At 69.5% G+C, this 19,533-nt stretch carries 17 protein-coding genes; 13 read left to right on the plus strand and 4 right to left on the minus strand.

What is annotated here, in order from left to right:
* Nucleotides 1–105: 105 nt before the first annotated feature.
* The 5 genes from ABR571_RS02715 to ABR571_RS02735 all read left to right on the plus strand — a co-directional run bounded on the left by ABR571_RS02715 (nucleotide 106) and on the right by ABR571_RS02735 (nucleotide 5,275).
* A complete protein-coding gene (locus ABR571_RS02715; RefSeq protein ID WP_409451651.1) occupies nucleotides 106–957 on the plus strand; it encodes an ABC transporter ATP-binding protein in 852 nt (283 codons plus the stop codon).
* A complete protein-coding gene (locus ABR571_RS02720) occupies nucleotides 957–1,832 on the plus strand; it encodes an ABC transporter ATP-binding protein (RefSeq protein ID WP_409451652.1) in 876 nt (291 codons plus the stop codon). The genes ABR571_RS02715 and ABR571_RS02720 overlap by 1 nt, the downstream gene beginning before the upstream one ends.
* Nucleotides 1,829–2,719: a branched-chain amino acid ABC transporter permease gene (locus ABR571_RS02725; protein WP_409451653.1), complete on the plus strand. Its 891-nt coding sequence runs from the start codon at nucleotides 1,829–1,831 to the stop codon at nucleotides 2,717–2,719. The genes ABR571_RS02720 and ABR571_RS02725 overlap by 4 nt, the downstream gene beginning before the upstream one ends.
* The gene (locus ABR571_RS02730) at nucleotides 2,712–3,941 is read left to right on the plus strand and encodes a branched-chain amino acid ABC transporter permease (RefSeq protein WP_409451654.1); all 1,230 of its coding nucleotides are present in this window, start codon (nucleotides 2,712–2,714) and stop codon (nucleotides 3,939–3,941) included. The genes ABR571_RS02725 and ABR571_RS02730 overlap by 8 nt, the downstream gene beginning before the upstream one ends.
* 101 nt (nucleotides 3,942–4,042) lie before the next feature.
* Nucleotides 4,043–5,275, plus strand: coding sequence for an ABC transporter substrate-binding protein (locus ABR571_RS02735; protein ID WP_409451655.1), 1,233 nt, complete (start codon nucleotides 4,043–4,045; stop codon nucleotides 5,273–5,275).
* 61 nt (nucleotides 5,276–5,336) lie between these two features.
* Here the strand turns inward: ABR571_RS02735 and ABR571_RS02740 are convergent, their stop codons facing one another.
* Both ABR571_RS02740 and ABR571_RS02745 read right to left on the minus strand, forming a co-directional pair.
* Nucleotides 5,337–6,155 carry a hypothetical protein gene (locus tag ABR571_RS02740; RefSeq protein ID WP_409451656.1) on the minus strand — a complete coding sequence of 273 codons (819 nt, stop codon included), beginning with the start codon at nucleotides 6,153–6,155 and terminating at the stop codon, nucleotides 5,337–5,339.
* Between the two features lie 37 nt (nucleotides 6,156–6,192).
* Nucleotides 6,193–7,887, minus strand: a complete 1,695-nt coding sequence (locus tag ABR571_RS02745; protein ID WP_409451657.1) for a dolichyl-phosphate-mannose--protein mannosyltransferase — start codon at nucleotides 7,885–7,887, stop codon at nucleotides 6,193–6,195.
* Between the two features lie 36 nt (nucleotides 7,888–7,923).
* On the opposite strand from ABR571_RS02745, the gene rsmI reads away from it, so the two are divergent.
* The 8 genes from rsmI (at nucleotide 7,924) to rsmA (ending at nucleotide 17,032) form a co-directional block, all read left to right on the plus strand.
* Nucleotides 7,924–8,769 carry a 16S rRNA (cytidine(1402)-2'-O)-methyltransferase gene (gene rsmI / locus ABR571_RS02750; protein ID WP_409451658.1) on the plus strand — a complete coding sequence of 282 codons (846 nt, stop codon included), beginning with the start codon at nucleotides 7,924–7,926 and terminating at the stop codon, nucleotides 8,767–8,769.
* A 73-nt stretch (nucleotides 8,770–8,842) separates the two neighbouring features.
* The gene (locus ABR571_RS02755; protein WP_409451659.1) at nucleotides 8,843–9,445 is read left to right on the plus strand and encodes a hypothetical protein; all 603 of its coding nucleotides are present in this window, start codon (nucleotides 8,843–8,845) and stop codon (nucleotides 9,443–9,445) included.
* A 60-nt stretch (nucleotides 9,446–9,505) separates the two neighbouring features.
* Nucleotides 9,506–11,302 (plus strand): methionine--tRNA ligase, encoded by a 1,797-nt coding sequence (gene metG, locus ABR571_RS02760; protein WP_409451660.1) that lies wholly within the window; start codon nucleotides 9,506–9,508, stop codon nucleotides 11,300–11,302.
* The gene (locus tag ABR571_RS02765; RefSeq protein WP_409451661.1) at nucleotides 11,299–12,123 is read left to right on the plus strand and encodes a TatD family hydrolase; all 825 of its coding nucleotides are present in this window, start codon (nucleotides 11,299–11,301) and stop codon (nucleotides 12,121–12,123) included. Before metG ends, ABR571_RS02765 begins: the two co-directional genes overlap by 4 nt.
* A gap of 381 nt (nucleotides 12,124–12,504) precedes the next feature.
* Entirely contained in the window at nucleotides 12,505–13,605 is a 1,101-nt protein-coding gene (locus tag ABR571_RS02770) for a ubiquitin-like domain-containing protein (protein ID WP_409451662.1), read from the plus strand.
* Between the two features lie 140 nt (nucleotides 13,606–13,745).
* On the plus strand, nucleotides 13,746–14,948 hold the full coding sequence (locus ABR571_RS02775; protein WP_409451663.1) for a ubiquitin-like domain-containing protein: 1,203 nt from the start codon (nucleotides 13,746–13,748) through the stop codon (nucleotides 14,946–14,948).
* A 45-nt stretch (nucleotides 14,949–14,993) separates the two neighbouring features.
* Nucleotides 14,994–16,184, plus strand: coding sequence for a M20 family metallopeptidase (locus ABR571_RS02780; protein ID WP_409451664.1), 1,191 nt, complete (start codon nucleotides 14,994–14,996; stop codon nucleotides 16,182–16,184).
* Nucleotides 16,181–17,032, plus strand: coding sequence for a 16S rRNA (adenine(1518)-N(6)/adenine(1519)-N(6))-dimethyltransferase RsmA (rsmA, locus tag ABR571_RS02785; RefSeq protein WP_409451665.1), 852 nt, complete (start codon nucleotides 16,181–16,183; stop codon nucleotides 17,030–17,032). The genes ABR571_RS02780 and rsmA overlap by 4 nt, the downstream gene beginning before the upstream one ends.
* 77 nt (nucleotides 17,033–17,109) lie before the next feature.
* Here the strand turns inward: rsmA and ABR571_RS02790 are convergent, their stop codons facing one another.
* Together ABR571_RS02790 and glmU are read right to left on the minus strand one after the other, a co-directional pair.
* Nucleotides 17,110–18,090 (minus strand): ribose-phosphate diphosphokinase, encoded by a 981-nt coding sequence (locus tag ABR571_RS02790; protein WP_409451684.1) that lies wholly within the window; start codon nucleotides 18,088–18,090, stop codon nucleotides 17,110–17,112.
* 3 nt (nucleotides 18,091–18,093) lie between these two features.
* Nucleotides 18,094–19,527 (minus strand): bifunctional UDP-N-acetylglucosamine diphosphorylase/glucosamine-1-phosphate N-acetyltransferase GlmU, encoded by a 1,434-nt coding sequence (glmU, locus tag ABR571_RS02795; protein WP_409451666.1) that lies wholly within the window; start codon nucleotides 19,525–19,527, stop codon nucleotides 18,094–18,096.
* Nucleotides 19,528–19,533 lie beyond the last annotated feature (6 nt).

Raw genomic sequence — 19,533 nt, forward strand, 5'->3', positions numbered from 1 at the left:
GTGACCGGTGTCACATTCGCTCTCCAAATGGGGGTATCGGGAGGGTGCACAGCCCAGCACGATCCGAATTGAAGGCCTGACCGCCGCAGCTGGAGAGGATCGCCGATGACCGCGGAACCCCCGCAGGTCGAATCGCCTGGTGCCGCGCCGCTTCTGGAAGTGCGCGATCTCGCCGTTCGCTACGGCCGAGCCGTCCAGGCGCTGCGGGGGGTCTCCCTGCGGGTCGATGAGGGTGCGATCGTCGCCGTGCTCGGCAACAACGGAGCCGGCAAGAGCACGCTGCTGCGCACCATCTCCGGTACCTACCGATTGAGCCGGGCCTTCGTCGAGGGCGGGTCCGTCCGGCTGGCCGGGAAGACGTTCACCGGAGCGGACCCGGGCCGGCTGGTCACCGCCGGTGTGGTGCAGGTGCCGGAGGGGCGACGCATCTTCGGTCGGCTGACGGTCGATGAGAACCTGCGAGCCGGAGGCATCCGTCAACGCGACCGGGCCGAGCGGGCCCGTTCGAAGGAACGGGTGCTGGAGCTCTTCCCCGTGCTCGCCGAGCGCCGAAGGCAGAAGGCCGGCCTGCTGTCCGGTGGCGAGCAGCAGATGTTGGCCATCGGACGCGCCCTCATGGCCTCGCCACGCCTCCTGCTGCTCGACGAGCCGTCGCTCGGGCTCGCGCCGAAGGTCGTCGGGCAGATCGCTGACGTCATCCTCGAGATCAACAAGCAGGGCACGTCGGTCCTGCTCGTCGAGCAGAACGCGGAGATGGCGCTCGAGCTGGCCGGCTACGCCTACGTACTCGAACTCGGCCGGGTCTCGCTGGCCGGCACGGTCGAGGAACTGCGCCGCACCGATGAGGTGCAGCGCCTCTACCTCGGCGGCGGCGCTCCGGACCTCGCCGGGCAACGCGGCGAACGCCGGCGACCCGCCCTGGCCCGCTGGACCGATCAGGCGCGGAGAGCCGGCTGATGACCGCCGCCGCCGCGCCGGAGGCCGACCGACCACCACCGCTGGTGGTCGACTCGGTCACCGTGCGCTTCGCCGGCGTCACGGCCCTGGACTCCGTCTCGTTCACCGTCGCTCCGGGCAGCATCCACGCCTTGATCGGCCCGAACGGCGCAGGAAAGTCGACGTGTTTCAACGTCCTTACCGGCGTCTATCGCGCAACCTCCGGCACGGTTCGACTCGGAGACGTGATGCTCACCGGCCGCCGCCCGCACCAGATCACCCGGCTCGGCCTCGGGCGGACCTTCCAGAACATCGCGCTCTCGCCGGGTCAACCGGTGGCCGAGAACCTCATGCTGGCCCGGCATCTGCTCAGCCGAGCCGGGTTCGTCAGCACCGGCCTGCATCTGCCGTCGGCCGGGCGCGAACGACGCCGACACCAGGCCCGCGTCGAGGAGATCGCCGACATCGTCGGCATCGGCCCACTGCTCGGCGTGCCGGCCGGGCTGCTTTCGTACGGAGACCAGAAGCGCGTCGAGCTCGCCCGTGCACTCTGCCTCGAACCCCGCGTCCTGCTCCTGGACGAGCCGGTGGCCGGCCTCAACTCCGAGGAGAGCCGGACAATGGCCGAAGGGATCCTCGACCTGCGCGACGCGCTGGACATCTCCGTCGTCATCGTCGAGCACGACATGGGCCTCATCATGGGCATCGCCGACCGGATCACCGTGCTCGACTTCGGCAGGAAGATCGCCGAGGGCGCGCCGGCCGAGGTGCAGCGCGATCCCGCAGTCATCCGGGCCTACTTAGGCACCGGGCGCGAAGACGCCGAAGCGCTCGCCCTCCGCCTCGAATTGCCCGGCGCTGCCACCGCCCCGTCCAGCGAGGAGGAGCAGGGGTGACCTACTTCGGCGAGTTGTTGATCAACGGGATCTCGCTCGGGTTCATCTACGGATTGATCGCGCTGGGTTTTGTGGTCATCTACAAGTCGACCGAGGTCGTGAACTTCGCCCAGGGTTCGGTGTTGTTGTTCGGCGCCTACATCGTGGCGCGGACGCACGAACGACTCGGTTTCACGCTCGCTGTCGTCGTCGGGACGTTGGCCGGCGCGCTGTGCGCGCTGCTCATCGAGTTCCTGTTCATCCGCCGGGCCCGGCACGCCGATCCCATCGCGTTGGCGATCCTGACCATCGGTGTCGACATCGCCCTCGCCACCGATCTGACGCGACGGATCGGCCAGCAGGTGCTGTCCTTCAACGACCCGTGGGGCAACTCGAAGATCGACATCGGGCCGTTCACGGTGCCCCAGGCGCGCATCGCCGCCATGGTGGTGTCCGTCGTCCTGGTCACCCTGTTCTTCACCGCGTTCAAGTACACGACTTGGGGCGTCGCGACCCGGGCGACCGCTGAGGATCCCGAAGCGGCCGCGCTGATGGGCATCCGTCGCGGGCGGGTCTCGACGGTGTCCTGGCTGGTCGCCGGCGCCTTGGCCACGGTCGCGGGCGTATTCCTCGGAACCTCGCCGAGCCCGGGCCTGAACAACACCTCGAACCTCACCGCGCTGAACGCGTTTCCGGCGGCGGTGGTTGGTGGCCTCGACTCCACGGAGGGCGCGGTCGTCGGAGGTCTCCTCATCGGGATCGTTCAGTCTCTGGCGGCCGGCTACAACGACAAGCTGTCCTTCCTCGGCTCCCCGCTCGGCGATGTGGCTGCGTACGGCGTGATGCTGATCGTGCTGCTGTGGCGTCCGAGCGGGCTGTTCGGAACGAAGGAGGTTGCGCGTGTTTGAACGTGTGACCGCGACCGGGGCGCGTCGGCATCTTCCGCGCGTGGCGATCCTGGTGATCGTCTTCCTGCTCATCGCTGTGCCGTTCTACGTCGAGGCGTTCTGGCTGCAGATGGGGTTGTTCGTGTTCGCCGCGGCCATCGGCGCGATCGGACTCAACCTGCTCACCGGTTCGACTGGGCAGCTGTCCCTGGCGCACGCCTTCTTCCTGGCCGTCGGCGCGTATGGCTACGCGTATTTCTCGGGGTCGAAGACGCAGATCGGCGGCGGCGTGGAAGTGGGCGGCCTCGAGCTCCCGGCTCTGCTCGCCGCGGTCCTCGCCGTCGCGCTCGCCGGGTTCGCCGGACTGCTGTTCAGCCCCATCGCGAGCCGGCTTCGCGGCATCTACCTCGGTGTCGCCTCGCTGTCGCTCGTCTTCATCGGCCAGCACATCCTGCTCAACGCCCAGTCCGTCACCGGGGGGTTCTACGGGCGCAACACCGCTCCCTTCTCCTTGTTCGGTTTCTCGTTCACCAACGAGCACCCACCGTTGACCGTGCTCAACATCGACTTCGGCCAGCGTGAGCGGCTCTGGTATCTCGGCCTCGGCCTGCTCATCCTCTGCTACCTGTTCGCCATCAACCTCCTGCGGGGACGTCCTGGCCGCGCGCTGCAGACCATCCGCGACAGCGAGATCGCGGCCGCGACGATGGGGGTGAACGTTCGCGCGTACAAGGCCGCGGCCTTCGTTATGTCCTCGATGTACGCGGGGCTGGCCGGCGTTCTGGTGGCGCTTGCCTTCCAGCGCCCGGTGCCCGACTACTTCAGCCTGAGCCTGTCGATCACCTATTTGGCGATGATCGTGATCGGCGGCCTTGGTTCCGTCCGCGGCGCGGTTGTCGGGGCGGCTTTCGTCACGGCGCTACCCCAGATCCTGACCCACTACTCCAGCAGCCTGACCTTCCTCGCCCAACCCGGTGAGAGCGGGGTCGGCGCTGCGGAATTCGCCAACTACTCCTACGGCGCGGCGATCGTTCTGGTGATCCTGGTCGCGCCCGGCGGCCTCGCCGGCGTGCTGAGCGGCCGGTCCGGTCGCGCCGCCCGCGCCCGCGCCTCAGTGTCCGGCGAACCGCCGGGCAGCACCGTCACGGGGCCGGCGTCCCCGGAAGGAGACAGCCGGCAGCAGCACGGCCCGACGGGAGCGACCTCGTCGGTCACACGAAACAAGGAGGCCGAGCATCAATGATCGCCACCAAGTCCACCATGCGGAGGCGGGCGACAGCCTCGTCCGCCGACGGGCGTAGACGCACCACGCGGACCGTTGTCGCGTGCGCTGCGATCGCAGCGATGCTCCTCGCGTCGGCCTGCAGTACCAAGTCGAAGAAGCACAGCGGGGCCAAGTCGGGTAGTGCGAACAGTGTCAAGACCGACATCGGTGTCACCGCCTCGACCATCACTCTCGGTGTGCTGACCGACCTGTCTGGAGTGTTCGCCGTTCTGGGCAAATCGGTGACCCAGGGCGCGCAGCTGTACTTCACCCAGCTGAACCAGAAGGGCGGAGTGTGCAAGCGGCAGATCAAACTAAACGTCAAGGACGACGGGTACGACGTCCAGAAGGCTGTGGGCCTCTACGCGGACATGCAGCCGAACGTGCTCGGCTTCGAACAACTGCTCGGCTCACCGATCAATGCCGCGCTCAAGCAGAACATCGAGTCGGACAAGGCGTTCACCGTTCCGGTGTCGTGGGCGTCGACCATCCTCGACAACCCGAACAACATGATCGTCGGGACGACCTACGACGTGGAGCTGATCAACGGCATCCAGTTCCTGGTCGACCAAGGGAAGATCAAGAAGGGCGACACGGTCGGCCACATCTACCTCGAGGGTGAGTACGGGGCCGACGGGTACCTGGGCAGTCAGTTCGCGGCCAAGAAGCTCGGCCTCAAGCTCGTGGGTCAGAAGGTCACGGCAACCGCCACGGACCTAACCAGCCAGGTGACGGCGCTCAAGAACCAGGGCGTGAAGGCGATCATGCTGACCGCGACGCCGACGCAGACGGCGTCGGCGGCTGCGGTCGACGCCTCGACCGGGCTCAATGTGCCTCTGCTCGGGAACAACCCGGTGTACGCACCGCAGTTGCTCGCGACTGCGGCCGGTCCGGCGCTCACGAGCTTGCTCTACGTCGCCGCCTCCTGGCAGCCGTACTCGGGAACCACCCCTGGTGCGACCGCGGTTCGCACCGCCTACAGCGCGAAGTACCCGAAGGAGATCCCCAACGGCGGTGTCGACTGGGGCTACGGTGCGGCGGCGGCGTACACCGCGGTGCTGAAGAAGGCCTGCGACAACGGCGACCTCACGCGCGACGGGGTGCAGAAGGCGTTCCGGCAGACGACGAGCATCGACACCAACGGCATCCTCCCGTCGCTCGACTACAGCCATCCAGGCGATCCGGCGACCCGGGAAACGCTGGTTTCGCGGCCCGACAAGTCCGCGGCCGGCGGGTTGAAGGTCGTCCAGGATCTGAAGGCGAGCGATCTCGCAAAACAGTACGTGGCGCCCGAGCACGGCAAGGGCGGCTGACGCGCTGAAGCAGACACGTCCGGCCCGGGCGAGAACTCCCGGGCCGGATGTGTGTGCGCGCTCAGCCGGCGATTCGCTCGCGGGCCTTGGAGCCCGCCTCTTGTGCGGTGAGCTTGACCTGCTTGGCCTTCTCGGCGGCGACGTCCACGTAGTCGGACTTCACGTCGGCGAGCCGCTTGGACGCCTGCTCCGAGGCCTTGGCTGCACGCTTCTGCGCCTTCTTGGCCGCCTTCGACGCGCGCTTGGCCGCCTCGGCCTGCAGGTCGCTCGCCGTCTCGCGGAGGTGCCTGAGGTAGGCGGCGTCGTCGCTCTTGGTCTTGTCCGCGCTCTTGCGGGCGCTCTTCGCCGCCGCCTTGGCCGCGGCCTTCGTCGTCTCCTTGGCCGCCTTGCGTGACGCGCGGCGGCTCTTCTGGGCCCGCTTCTCCGAGACGGTGGCCTCGAGCTCGACGACCTTGTCGTGACCCGGCTCGGTCATGGCGTCGACGATCAGGCTGGTCCCGATGCCGAACATCCAGGCGTCCTTGGCCAGTGGGCTGCCGGCCACGGTGGGTCGCGGGTTGCCTTCGGCGTGCATGCCGGGGGTGTTCCAGTAGACGTTCAGCAGGGCGCCGGAGAAGCCGGCCAGCACGGCGCCGGCCACCACCGGCGAGAAGACCGGGAGCAGCAGCACGCCGCCCACTGCCATCTCACCGACGCCGAGGGCCTTGGCGTAGACCTTCGGCTGGAGCTTGCTCAGGAAGGGGTAGGTGCCGGAGGCGAATCCGTGCAGGGTCTTCGCCGTGTCGTCGTCCGCTCCGAACTTCCCGACCCCGCTGTTGAGGATGTAGGCGCCCGTGACAGCACGCAGGGGAGCACGGCGCAGCTTCGCCGACACACTCATGAAGGTCTCCTCGGGTTCGGGAACGGCTACGCAGCCGTCATACCCAGGAGGGAAGCCACATATGCGCGTGCCAGTCGGTGTAGGTCAGGAGCCCCCCGGTGAAGATGGGCCACATCCACGCGAAGTCGGCGATGACCAGGGCCAGATAGACCGACACCCCGGCCACGCCCCAGTTGCGCCGACGATCCGCGCCCTCGTAGTCGGCGGCGGCCGCCTCGGTTTCCGCCGCTGGACGGTCGCCGATCGCCGGCCCCAACATCGTCCCTAGGGCGAGCACGAGGCCGATGATCAGGAACGGGACGAGGGGCGCCATGTAGAACAGGAACATCGTGCGCTTGAGGTCCTGGAACCAGACCAGCCAGCCGGCGGCGAACGCGACCCAGATCGCACCGGCGCGCCAGTCGCGGGTCGTCGCCCAGTGCCAGGCGAGCCAGAGCAGCATCGGGGCGAACGCCCACCACATCAGCGGCGTGCCGATCAGCAGGATCTCGCGCGAGCAGGTGCTGGCCCCGCAGGCGTGGCTGGACCCGTCGTAGTAGAAGTCGACGGGCCGGCCGAGCACGAACCAGCTCCACGGGCTCGACGCGTAGGCGTGGCCGCTGTCGAGGCCCTCGTGGAACCGGTAGGCCTGCAACGTGTACGACCCGAGTGAGCGGATCGGATCCGGCACCCAGCTCCAGTTGATCGGCACCTTGAGCGTGAACAGCTTGAGGTTGAAGCTCAGCCGTGCCGACGCACTGTGCGTTTCGGCCCAGTGCCGGTTCCAGGAGTTCTCGCCCGTGAACCAGCCGAGGTAGCAGAACAGATAGGTGGCGATCGGTGCGACGAGCAGCGACCCGAGCGCCGGCAGGACGGCCCGGCGTCGCCACGACCGCCCCGGCCGCCGGACGCCGGCCGACTTCAGCGCGGCGCGGTCCCAGATGAGCGAGAGCAGGGCCAACAGGACGAAGAACGACAACCCGGTCCACTTGACCGCGCAGGCCAGCCCGAGCATCACGCCGCCGACGAGCCGCCAGGGTCGAGGGCCCAGCGACGGCACGCCTTCGGCGAGATCGGCCCCGTCGGCGATCAGCCCGGCGAGGCGCGCCCGCATCTTGTCGCGGTCGATCACGAGCGCACCGAAGCCGGCGATGACGGACGTCTGCAGGAAGATGTCCAGGATCGCCGTGCGGGCGAGAACGAGCGACATGCCCTCGGTCGCCATCAGCAGGCCGGCGATGAACCCGAAGAGGTTCGACCGCATCAGCCGGCGGACGATGCGGGTCATCATGATGACGCCGAGGGTGCCGAAGACAGCGGGGGCGATGCGCCAGCCGAGCGAGTTGGTCAAATAAGCGTTGGCCGAATGCTGGCCGGTGAAGACGCCCTGCAACCACTCACTGCCGGCGATCAGCCACTTGCCCAGCGGCGGGTGCACGATGAACATGTAGCCGCGGTTGTCCTCGTACCCGTACCGCAGGATCTCCTGCGCCTCGGTGCCGTAATAGACCTCGTCGAAGTTCATCCCGCTCTTCGGGAAGGTGTTCTTCCCGGGCGGGAAGCCGAGGGCCCAGAACCGGGTGAAGCCGGCCAGCACCGTGATCACCAGGACGGCCAGCCAGCCCAGGCGCGGATGCGGGTCGTGCCAGGGCGCCAACGCGGCCGGTACGGGACGGGCGGCGGCCGGTGGTTCGAGCGAGGCGGTGTCGTCGGACGCCGACGCGTCAGCCGGTGCCTCGAGCGTCGCCGTCACGCGTCGATAGTAGGGGGCGGCGGCTACGGTTCTGGCGTGGACGCGGCGACCGGGCGGGTGTTGCTGGCGGCGACTCCGTTGGGCCGTCCGGATGATGCCTCGGCCCGGCTGCGCGAGGCGCTCGCGACGGCGCCGGTGATCGCCGCCGAGGACACCCGTCGGCTGCGCCGGCTGTGCGCCGACCTCGACGTGACGCCGAGCGGTCGCGTCATCTCTTTCTTCGACGCCAACGAGGCGAGCCGGGTGCCGCAGTTGGTCGAGGCGCTGCTCGACGGGGACGACGTTCTCGTCGTGACCGATGCCGGGATGCCGTCGGTGTCCGACCCGGGTTACCGGCTCGTCGTGGCCGCGATCGAGGCCGGCGTGTCGGTGACCTCGCTGCCCGGCCCGTCGGCGGTGACCACGGCGTTGGCGGTGTCCGGGCTGCCGGTCGATCGGTTCTGCTTCGAGGGCTTCCTGCCGCGCAAGGGCGGCGAGCGTCGCGCGGCCTTGGCGCCCCTCGCAGCCGAGCGGCGGACCCTCGTCTTCTTCGAAGCGCCGCACCGCCTCGCGGCGATGCTCACCGATCTCGTCGCGGTGTTCGGTGCCGAGCGACGCGCGGCGGTCTGTCGGGAACTGACGAAGACGTACGAAGAGATCCGGCGTGGGCCGCTCGGAGAACTGGCGGAGTGGTCGGCCGGTGACGTGCGCGGCGAGATCACGCTCGTCGTCGCCGGTGCGGATGCGGCGGAGGCGCCGGACTCGGCCGACCTGGCGGCCGAGGTCGCGGCCCGCGAGGGGGCGGGCGAGACCCGCAAGGACGCCATCGCGGCGGTAGCCCGGCACCGGAATGTTCCGAAACGGGTGGTCTTCGACGCGGTTGTGATGGCAAAACGCGCCTGATCGGCGGCCGTCCATTGCCGCGCCACTCACCTCGGAGCAGCATTTGGACCACGAACTGAACCGGGGAGGGCGCATGTTCATCCAGGTGTTTCAGGGCAAGGTCGCTGACGAGGCCGCTGCGCGTCGCACGCTCGAGCGCTGGCGCGACGAGCTCATGCCGGGCGCCACCGGCTTTCTCGGCAGCACGACCGGGGTGGCGACCGACGGCACGCTCATCGGAGTGGCGCGGTTCGACTCGCGTGACGCCGCGATGGCCAACAGCGGACGGCCTGAGCAGGACGTCTGGTGGGCCGAGATGGAGAAGAGCTTCGACGGCGACGTCACGTTCATGGAGTGCGAGGACGCGCGGGCGGTGCTGGGCGGGGGCTCCGACGACGCGCACTTCGTGCAGGTCATGGAGGGACGCAGCGACGACCTCGCGCGGATGCGCCAGATCATGACCAGTCACGAGGACGAGCTGCACGCGGGGCGGCCGGAGGTTCTCGGCGGAGTGTTGATGGATGCCGGCGACGGTCGCTACGTCAACGTCTTCTACTTCGCGTCCGAAGCCGAGGCGCGGACCGGCGAGCAACTCGACTACCCGGAGGAGATTCGGGCCGAGATCGAAGAGGGCATGGCGTTGATGGGTGAGGTCTCGTACTTCGACCTTCGCGAGCCGCTGCTCATCTCGCCCTGACGGAGGATCGCGGCGGTCGACCGCCGGAACCCGCCTGTACGGCGTCACTACGCTGGACAGGTGAGCAGCGAGCACATCCTGACTGCCGTCGCGTGGCCCTACGCGAACGGTCCGCGGCACATCGGGCACGTCGCCGGCTTCGGCGTCCCGTCCGACGTCTTCAGCCGCTACCAGCGGATGGCCGGCAAGAAGGTGCTCATGGTCAGCGGCACCGACGAGCACGGGACGCCCATCCAGGTCGCGGCCGACCGCGAGGGAGTCACTCCCCGCGAGCTCGCCGACCGCAACGCGCTGGTGATCGCCAAGGATCTACAGAATCTCGGCCTGTCCTACGACTTGTTCACCCGCACGACGACCAAGAACCATTACGCGGTCGCGCAGGAGCTCTTCCTCGGCCTGCTCGCCAACGGCTACGTTTTTCCCCACACCCAGCTCGGGGCGATCAGCCCGTCGACGGGCCGGACGCTGCCCGACCGCTACATCGAGGGCACCTGCCCGATCTGCGGGTATCCGGCGGCGCGCGGCGACCAGTGCGACAACTGCGGCAACCAGCTCGACCCGATCGACCTGATCAATCCGGTGTCCAAGATCAACGGCGAGACGCCGAAGTTCGTCGAGATCGAGCAGATGATGCTCGATCTGGGCGCCTTCAGCGAGGTGCTGGCCGACTGGTTGAAGAAGCAGGACCACTGGCGGCCGAACGTGCAGAAGTTCAGTCTGAACCTGCTCGACGACCTCAAGCCGCGCTCCTACACGCGCGATCTCGAGTGGGGCATCCCGGTGCCGCTGGACGGCTGGCGCGACCGCCCGGAGAAGTCGATCTACGTGTGGTTCGACGCCGTCGTGGGCTATCTGTCCGCCTCGATCCAGTGGGCGCAGATGACGGGCAACCCCGAGGCGTGGCGCGACTGGTGGCAGGACCCCGACTCGCGGGCCTACTACTTCATGGGCAAGGACAACATCGTCTTTCACGCCGAGATCTGGCCGGCGATGCTGTTCGGGTATTCCGGAATCGGCGCCAAGGGCGGGACGCCCGGACGCCTCGGGGCGCTGAACCGGCCCTACGAGGTGGTGTCGAGTGAGTTCCTGACGATGGAGGGCAAGAAATTCTCGTCCTCGCGCAGCGTCGTCATCTACGTGGGCGACATGCTGTCGCGCTACGACGCCGACGCGCTGCGCTACTACCTCGCCGTCGCCGGACCGGAGAACCAGGACACCGACTTCACCTGGTCGGAGTTCCTGCGCCGCAACAACGACGAGCTCGTCGCGGGCTGGGGCAACCTGGTGAACCGCACGATCTCGATGACGGCGAAGAACCTCGGGGCCGTTCCGGCGGCCGGGGCGCTGACAGACGCCGACCGGGCGCTGCTCGACGCTTCGCGGACGTCCTTCGCCTCGATCGGGGACCTGCTGGCGCGGTCTCGGCAGAAGCAGGCCATCGGCGAGGCGATGAACGTGGTCTCCTCGGCGAACAAATATCTGTCGGACATGGAGCCGTGGAAGCTGAAGAACAGCGACCCCGAGCGCATGGCGTCGGTGCTGCACGTCGCCCTGCAGGTGGTGGACGACGCCAAGACGCTGCTGACCCCCTTCCTGCCGTCCTCCTCGTCGAAGGTGCACGCCATGCTGCGGGGGGACGAGCGCTGGGCCGGCATGCCCGAGCTCGTCGAGCTGGATGAGGAGACGGCGGTCGGCTCCCCGTCGTACTCCGTCCTCACCGGCGACTACGACACGGGCGCGCGCTGGGAGTCGGCGCCGATCGAGGTGGGCCGCCCGCTCGAAGCGCCTACGCCGATCTTCACCAAGCTCGATCCCTCCATCGTGGACGAGGAACTCGCCCGCCTCACCGGCGAATGACCGACCCGTCGGGGCTCCGACTGGCGGTTCCGGTGTTCGACGCGCACACCCACCTCGACGCCATGGCGCAGCGGGGCGGTCTGGTCGCCTCCTCCCGCTTCGTCGAGCAGACGATGGCCGAGGCACGCGAGCAGGGCGTGGTGGCCGCGATCACGGTCGGCGACACCGTCGCTTCATCGCGATGGTGCGTCGACTCCGCCAACGCCCATCCCGACGTCTACGCCGCCGTCGCCGTCCACCCGACCGAGGTGACGGGCCTGGAGGACGAGGGGTACGCCGAGCTCGAGCGGCTGGCGACCGACCCGCGGGTCGTGGCCGTCGGCGAGACGGGCCTCGACTACTACTGGCACCGCACGGAGCCGGCCGACCAGCAGGTGCACTTCCGCCGGCACATCGACCTGGCCAAGCGGGTCGGGAAGTCGCTGATGATCCACGACCGCGACGCGCACGACGACGTGCTGCGCATCCTGCGCGAGGAGGGCGCGCCCGACCAGGTCGTCTTCCACGCCTTCTCCGGCGACGCCGCCATGGCGAAGGAGTGCGTCCGCGCGGGATACGTCCTGTCCTTCCCCGGGGTGATCACGTTCAAGAACGCGCCGGGCCTGCGCGAGGCGGCCGCCGCCACTCCGCTCGAGCATCTGTTGGTCGAGACCGACGCCCCGTTCCTGACGCCGCATCCGTTGCGCGGCCGGCCGAACGCACCGCGATTGCTGCCCCTCACAGTGGTCGGTCTGGCCGCCGCGGGCCGGCACGATGTGGACGAATTGTGCGCCGCCATCGCGCAGAACGGACGTAGGGTCTTCGCCCGCGAACTGGCCTGAAAGCCGTCCTTAGGTTCCCGATTCGGCGCCTCGCCACGCCGGTCGTGGCCGCCTTCACAAAATAATTTGAATTGGCACTGAACGTGTTCTAGGTCGATCTTGAAGCCCCCGGGGTGCCAACCGTCGAGCGCGGGTCGAGGCGATCGGTTTCATCCCCCAGGTTCCCTGCGACAGAGCCATCCGACGTCCGGAACCGGTCGACGCCGTTGCGGTCTCGATCCGCCTGTAAGCGGTAGGTGCCACCGGTGTGAGGGCCGTCCCAGTGAACTCGACGTTTCCGGCAGAACGGACATCGTCGGTTTGGTTGAGCGGAGAACTGCTGGTTAGCGTCATTGCGAACCAGACCAGTGCGCGAAGCGTGCGACTAGTAAGGAGTTCTCTGTGCGTCGCAGCCTCAAGTACGGCCTTTACGGTGCAGTACTGGCCGGAGTCGTGGGTGGCACAGCCGCCTTAGCAACGGCCGCCAACGGAACGCCGATCACCCTGGTGGTCGACGGTCAGACCAAGAAGATCGACACCTCGGCCCACGACGTCGCGGGTGCCCTGAAGGGCGCCGGCTACACCGTCAACTCGCATGACATCGTGGCCCCGTCCCTCAGTTCCAAGATCCACAGCGGATCGAAGGTCGTCCTGAAGCAGGGGCGCCTTCTTCATCTCATCGTCGACGGTCAGCCCAAGGACGTGTGGACGACCGCCCCGACGGTGGCCGAGGCGCTGGCCGCTCTCGGCTACCAGAGCTCGGACTTCGTGTCCGTCTCACGGTCGAAGCGCCTGCCGCTGTCGGCGACGAGCATCGAGCTCCGCACGCCGAAGAGCGTCACGGTGCTGCACGACCACAAGACGCAGCGTGTCGTCACGACCGCTCCGACAGTGGGCGCGCTTCTTCGCGAGGTCGGCCTCAAGGCCGGCCTGCACGACCGGGTCATCCCGGCGGCGGCCTCCGCGGTCAAGCCGGGCCTGACGATCCGCCTCGAGCGGGTGGTCATCAAGACGGCCACCTCGCGCGAGCCGGTGTCCTTCGCCGTCGTCCGGCACAACGACTCCTCGCTGTACGAGGGCACGACCCAGGTCGTCACCGCCGGTCAGCGCGGGTCGGTTGACGTCACCTACCGGACGACCTACGTCGACGGGAAGGTGTCCAGCCGCACGGTGCTCGCCCGCAAGGTGATCACCGCGCCGCGGACCCAGGTCGAGCGGGTCGGGACCAAGAGCCGCCCGGCCGCTCCGGTCGTCTCGTCCGGCGGCGGGCTCAACTGGGACGCTGTCGCGGCCTGCGAGTCCGGCGGCAACTGGCACATCAACACCGGCAACGGGTTCTACGGCGGGCTCCAGTTCGACTACGGAACCTGGCTGTCGAACGGCGGCGGCGCCTATGCGTCCCGCGCCGACCTCGCCACCCGCGAGGAGCAGATCGCGATCGCCACGAAGGTCTACAACGCCCGGGGCTCGAGCCCCTGGCCCGTGTGCGGCCGCAACCTGTAAGTCCGGCCTGCAGCATCCGTTCGGCCGCGACCGTCTCTCGAGGCGGTCGCGGCCGAACGGCATTAAATGCCCAACTTCGGGCCCGCGTGCTCCACGTCGCGAACCGATCCGTTACAGTTCCGTGACCAACCAGCAAACTCGTGCCCCCCGCCCCCGAGGAGCCCCGCTCAGTGCTGCGCAGCTTCAAGTACGGCCTCTACGGTGCCGTGCTCGCCGGCCTCACCGCCGCCCCCGTCGTCTGGAACTCCGTCGACAAGACGGTGAACCTCGTCGTCGACGGGCGCGCCCGGACGGTGCACACGACCGCCCAGGACGTCGGGCAGGTCGTGCGCTCCGCGGGCTTCCGGATCACCGGCCACGACCTGATCGCCCCGGCGGCGTCCGCGCATGTGAAGGACGGCGCCCGCATCGTCCTGCGGCGTGGCCGGTTGCTGCACCTCGACGTCGACGGCAAACGCACTGACGTGTGGACGACGGCGCCGACGGTCGCCGAGGCGCTCACCGAGCTCGGCTACTCGGCTGGTGACTTCGTGTCGGTCTCCCGCGCCCGCCGGCTGCCGCTCGGTGCGACCGACCTCGCCATCCGCACGCCGCGGCTCATCACGGTGGTCCATGACGGCCGCCGGGAACAGGTCACCACGACCGACGCGACCGTCGGAGCGGTGCTGGCCGATCTCGACATCCAGGTCGGGCCCTCGGACCGGGTGTCGGTTCCCACGGATTCGCTTCCGCAGGCCGGCGAGACCATCCGCCTGCAGCGGGTGGCCAAGAAGACGCTGACCAAGACCGTCGCCGTTCCCTTCCCCACTGTGCGGCGCCAGGACCCGACGATGCGCGTCGGCACGACCAAGGTCGTCAGCCCCGGCAAGAAGGGCACAGCGCGCATCACGTACGCGGTCGTCTACATCGACGGAAAGCTCGCCGGCCAGACTCGCCTGCGCTCGGTCGTCGTGGCCAAGCCCTCGCCGCGCGTGGTGAAGGTGGGCACGAAACGGGTCGCGACGGTGACCACCGTCTCGGTGCCCAACGCGCCGGCGCCCGATCCGGGAACGGCGAAAGCGATCGCCCGGCAACTGCTGGCCGCCCGGGGCTGGGGCAGCGCGCAGTACGACTGCCTGGTGACCCTGTGGGACCACGAGAGCGGCTGGCGGGTCCACGCGGCCAACGGCAGCGGCGCGTACGGGATCCCGCAGGCGCTGCCCGGCTCGAAGATGGGCTCGGCCGGGCCGGACTGGCAGAACAACGCCGAGACGCAGATCAAGTGGGGTCTGGGCTACATCGCCTCGCGCTACGGCACCCCGTGCGGCGCTTGGTCGTCGTGGCAGGGCAACGGCTGGTACTGACCGTCGACCGGCGGCGTCGCCACTGAGTCCGGATAGGCTCCGACGATGGAGCTGCTCGATGACGCGCGGGCCCAGCAGGACGACCTCGTCGCACTCCGGCGGGCGCTGCACGCAGATCCGGAGATCGGTCTCGAGCTGCCGCGGACCCAGGAAAAGGTCCTCGCCGCCCTCGACGGCCTGCCGCTCGAGGTGACCCCCGGCAGCCCGGGTCTGTCGTCGGTCGTCGGCGTGCTGCGGGGCGGCCGGTCGAGCGGGCGCAGCGTGCTGCTGCGCGCCGACATGGACGCGTTGCCGGTAGTCGAGGAGACCGGCCTCGACTTCGCCGCGACGAACGGGGCCATGCACGCCTGCGGCCACGACCTGCACACCTCGATGCTGGTGGGGGCGGCGCGCCTGCTCAGCGCGCACCGCGACGAGCTCGGCGGCGACGTCATCTTCATGTTCCAGCCGGGCGAAGAGGGCTATGACGGGGCGCGGCACATGGTCGAGGCTGGCGTGCTGGACGCGGCCGGGGCGCGACCGGAGGCCGCTTTCTTCATGCACGTTGCGTCCTCGACCTTCCCGAGCGGGGCGGTCGCGGTCCGGCCCGGCCCGATGATGGCGGCGGCCGACGTCCTGCACGTCGAGGTCATCGGCTCCGGCGGCCATGCGTCGACACCGCACCGCGCGCAGGATCCGATCGCGGTCGCGGCCGAGATCGTCACCGCGCTGCAGACTCTCGTGACCCGGCAGTTCGACGTCTTCGACCCGGTGGTCGTCACCGTCGGCAGCTTCCATGCGGGCAGCCAGCAGAACATCATCGCCGAGCGGGCCACCTTCGACGCGACCGTCCGTTCGTTCTCACCCGAGCACCAGAAGGCCATCAGCGAGCGCGCGGTCAAGCTGTGCCGCGGGATCGCCGAGGCCCATGGCCTGCGCGCCCACGTCGAGTGGCAGACGCTCTACCCGGTCACCCGCAACGATCCCGCCGAGGCGGCGTTCCTGTCCGACACGGTGGCGGCATTGTTCGGGGCGCCGGCCGCGATCCTGCTGCCGAACCCGCACACCGGGTCCGAGGACTTCAGCCGCGTGCTGGACGAAGTGCCCGGAGCGATGGCGTTCCTCGGAGCCACAGCGCCCGGCCGCGACCCCGAGACGGCACCGTTCAACCACTCGCCCCAGGCGATGTTCGACGAGGACGTGCTGGCATCGGGCGCCGCGCTGTACGCACGGCTCGCCGTCGATCGCCTCGCGTGACCGACCGGCCGACGTCGGCGCTGCTCGGCCCGGCCGAGATCCGGGCCCTGGCGGCGCAGCTGGGGATCCGTCCCACCAAGTCGCTCGGGCAGAACTTCCTGCACGACCCGAACACGATCCGGCGCATCGTCCGGACCGCGTCACTGGCCGACCGCGAGCCGGTGCTCGAGGTCGGCCCCGGGCTGGGGTCCCTGACGTTGGGGCTGCTCGAGGCCGGACACCCCGTCGTCGCGGTCGAAATCGATCCGGTGCTGTCCGGTGCGCTGCCGGGCACAGTCGCGGCGCGAGTGCCGGCGGCGGCGCTGGACGTGTTGAGGGCGGACGCCTTGCGGGTGACCGAGGTGCCGGGGGCGCCGTCCGCCCTGGTGGCGAACCTGCCCTACAACGTCGCCGTGCCCGTGGTGCTGCACCTGCTGTCGGTGCTGCCGTCGCTACAGCGCGGGCTGGTCATGGTGCAGGCCGAGGTCGCCGAGCGGCTCGTCGCGCCGCCGGGGTCGAGGACCTACGGCGTGCCCAGCGTCAAGGCGGCCTGGTACGCCGCGGCCACGCGGGCCGGATCGGTGCCGCCGAGCGTGTTCTGGCCGGTGCCCAACGTGGAATCCGGGCTGGTCCGATTGGTCCGCCGCGACCCGCCGACGACGACGGCCGACCGCCGCGAGGTGTTCGCCGTGGTGGACGCGGCGTTCGCCCAGCGGCGCAAGACGCTCAGGGCGGCTCTGGCCGGGTGGGCGGGGTCGCCGGCGGCGGCCGAGCAGGCGCTGCGGGCCGCCGGCATCAGCCCGCAAGCCCGCGGCGAGACCCTGACGGTGGGCGAGTTCGCCCGCCTGGCCGAGCACAAGCCGGGGTGACGTCGTTTTCCGAAGTTGTCCGTGCGCGGCCACGCCATGACGTGGGGAAGCACGGACAACTTGCGAGAAGGTGGGGGTCAGCTTCGGCCGGCGAACAGGCTCGTCACCGAGCCGTCCTCGAAGACTTCCCTGATCGCCTTGCCGAGCAGCGGGGCGATCGACAGAACGGTCAGCTTGTCGAACTGCTGCTCGGGCTGGATGGGCAGCGTGTTGGTGACGATCACCTCGCTGATCCGGCTGTTCTTCAGCCGGTCGGTCGCCGTGCCCGAGAAGATGCCGTGCGTGGCCGCGATGACCACGTCGGTCGCGCCCTCGGCGAAGAGCAGGTCGGCGGCCTTGGTGATCGACCCGGCGGTGTCGATCATGTCGTCGATGAGCAGGCAGCAGCGGCCGGCGACCTCACCGACGACCCGGTTCGCGACGACCTCGTTGGCCGAGTCGATGCTGCGGGTCTTGTGCACGAACGCGAGATCGCGGCCGCCGAGCGCATCGGCCCACTGTTCGGCCGTCCGCACCCGGCCGGTGTCGGGCGAGACCACCGCGAGGTCCTCGCCGCCGTACTTCTCGCCGACGTACTCGGCCAGCAGCGGCAGCGCGAACAGGTGGTCGACCGGTCCGTCGAAGAACCCCTGGATCTGCGCGGTGTGCAGATCGACGGCCATCAGCCGGTCGGCACCAGCGGTCTTGAACAGGTCGGCGATCAGCCGGGCCGAGATCGGCTCGCGGCCGCGATGCTTCTTGTCCTGGCGCGAGTACGGATAGAAGGGTGCGACGACGGTGATCCGCTTGGCCGACGCCCGCTTCAGCGCGTCGACGAGGATCAGGCTCTCCATCACCCAGTCGTTGATGGGCGTGGTGTGCGACTGGATGACGAACGCGTCGGTGCCGCGGACCGAGTCGTTCGGCCGGATGAACAGCTCGCCGTTGGCGAACTGCCGGCGCGTTGTCGGGGTGACCGTCACGCCGATCTGCGCGGCGATCTCGTCGGCCAGCTCGGGATACGCACCGCCCGACAGCAGCACCAGACTCTTGCGCCCGACCATCTCGAGGTTCGGCATCATTCAGTCTTTCTTGTCGTCGGCGGCCCGGGCGGCAGCTTCCGCAGCGGCAGTTCCCGGTCTCTTCCGTGCCACCCAGCCTCGCACGTTGCGCTGTGGCGCCCGGGCGACGGCCATGGCGCCCGGGGGGACGTCCTGGGTGATGATCGAGCCGGCCGCGGTGTAGGCCCCGTCCCCGACCTCGACCGGCGCGACGAACATGTTGTCCGCACCTCCGCGGACATGGTTCCCAATCACGGTGTGGTGCTTCTCGACGCCGTCGTAATTGACGAAGACCGTGGCTGCACCGATGTTCGTGTGCTCGCCGATCGTCGCGTCCCCGACGTAGGACAGGTGCGGGATCTTCGTGCCTTCGCCGACATCGGCCTTCTTGAGCTCGACGTAGGTCCCGACGTGGACGCCGTCGGCGAGGACGGTGCCGGGCCGCAGATACGCGTAGGGGCCGGTCGTGACGTCGGCCCCGACGCAGGCCTCGATCGCGACGGTGCGGGTCAACCGGCTGCGCGGGCCGACCTCGGTCCGGGTCAAGCTGGTCTGCGGGCCGATCTCGGCGCCCTCGCCGATGCGGCAGTCCGACAGTTCGACCGACGGCCAGAGCGTGACGTCGGGCTCGATCCGGACGTCTACGTCGACCCAGGTGGTCAGCGGGTCCACGACAGTCACGCCCGACCGCATGTGCGCCTCGAGCAGGCGCGTGTTGTACAGCCGGTGCGCGGCGGCCAGCTGGACCCGGTCGTTGACGCCGGCCGTCTCAGCGGCGGGCGCGATGACGGCGGCGATCCGGTGACCGGCGCCGGCCAGGATGCCGATGACGTCGGGCAGGTACTCCTCGCCCTGCGCGTTGTCCGTGGACAGCCGGCCGACCGCGTCGCGCAGGAGCGCGTGGTCGAAGGCATAGACGCTCGTGGCGATCTCGGCGACCTGCCGCTCGTCGTCGGTGGCGTCCTTGTGCTCGACGACGCGGGCGACGGCACCGTCGGCACCGCGGATCACCCGGCCGTACCCGGTCGGGTCGTCGACGACGCTGGTGAGCAGGGTCGCCGCCGCGCCGGCGGACTCGTGCTCGGCCACGAGGGCGGCCAGCGTCGCGCCGGTCAGCAGCGGGGTGTCGCCGGGCAGCACGACGACCGTGCCGCCCGCATCGGCCGGCACCGCCTCGAGCGCCAGCCGCACCGCGTGCCCGGTGCCGTGCTGCTCGGCCTGTACGACCGGCGTGGCGGACGGAGCGATCCCGGTCAGGTGGGCCGTCACCTCGTCGCGCCGGTGTCCGACGACCACGACGGTGTTGTCCGCGTCGAGGCCGGACGCGGCGGCCACGACGTGACCGAGCAGCGATCGTCCGGCGAACCCGTGCAGCACCTTGGGCAAGGCCTTGGAGCGCATCCGGGTGCCCTCACCGGCGGCGAGGACGAGAACGGCAGGCAGCCGATCAGCCACGGCGGG

The sequence above is a fragment of the Jatrophihabitans sp. genome (assembly GCF_046262535.1).
GTDB lineage: Bacteria > Actinomycetota > Actinomycetes > Mycobacteriales > Jatrophihabitantaceae > Jatrophihabitans.

Excerpts from the sequence above, each read along its gene's own strand:
- ABR571_RS02715 (WP_409451651.1), top strand. The coding sequence starts at position 106 with ATGACCGCGGAACCCCCGCAGGTCGAATCGCCTGGTGCCGCGCCGCTT.
- ABR571_RS02720 (WP_409451652.1), top strand. The coding sequence starts at position 957 with ATGACCGCCGCCGCCGCGCCGGAGGCCGACCGACCACCACCGCTGGTG.
- ABR571_RS02735 (WP_409451655.1), top strand. The coding sequence starts at position 4,043 with ATGCTCCTCGCGTCGGCCTGCAGTACCAAGTCGAAGAAGCACAGCGGG.
- ABR571_RS02740 (WP_409451656.1), bottom strand. The coding sequence starts at position 6,155 with ATGAGTGTGTCGGCGAAGCTGCGCCGTGCTCCCCTGCGTGCTGTCACG.
- ABR571_RS02755 (WP_409451659.1), top strand. The coding sequence starts at position 8,843 with ATGTTCATCCAGGTGTTTCAGGGCAAGGTCGCTGACGAGGCCGCTGCG.
- ABR571_RS02765 (WP_409451661.1), top strand. The coding sequence starts at position 11,299 with ATGACCGACCCGTCGGGGCTCCGACTGGCGGTTCCGGTGTTCGACGCG.
- ABR571_RS02780 (WP_409451664.1), top strand. The coding sequence starts at position 14,994 with ATGGAGCTGCTCGATGACGCGCGGGCCCAGCAGGACGACCTCGTCGCA.
- ABR571_RS02790 (WP_409451684.1), bottom strand. The coding sequence starts at position 18,090 with ATGCCGAACCTCGAGATGGTCGGGCGCAAGAGTCTGGTGCTGCTGTCG.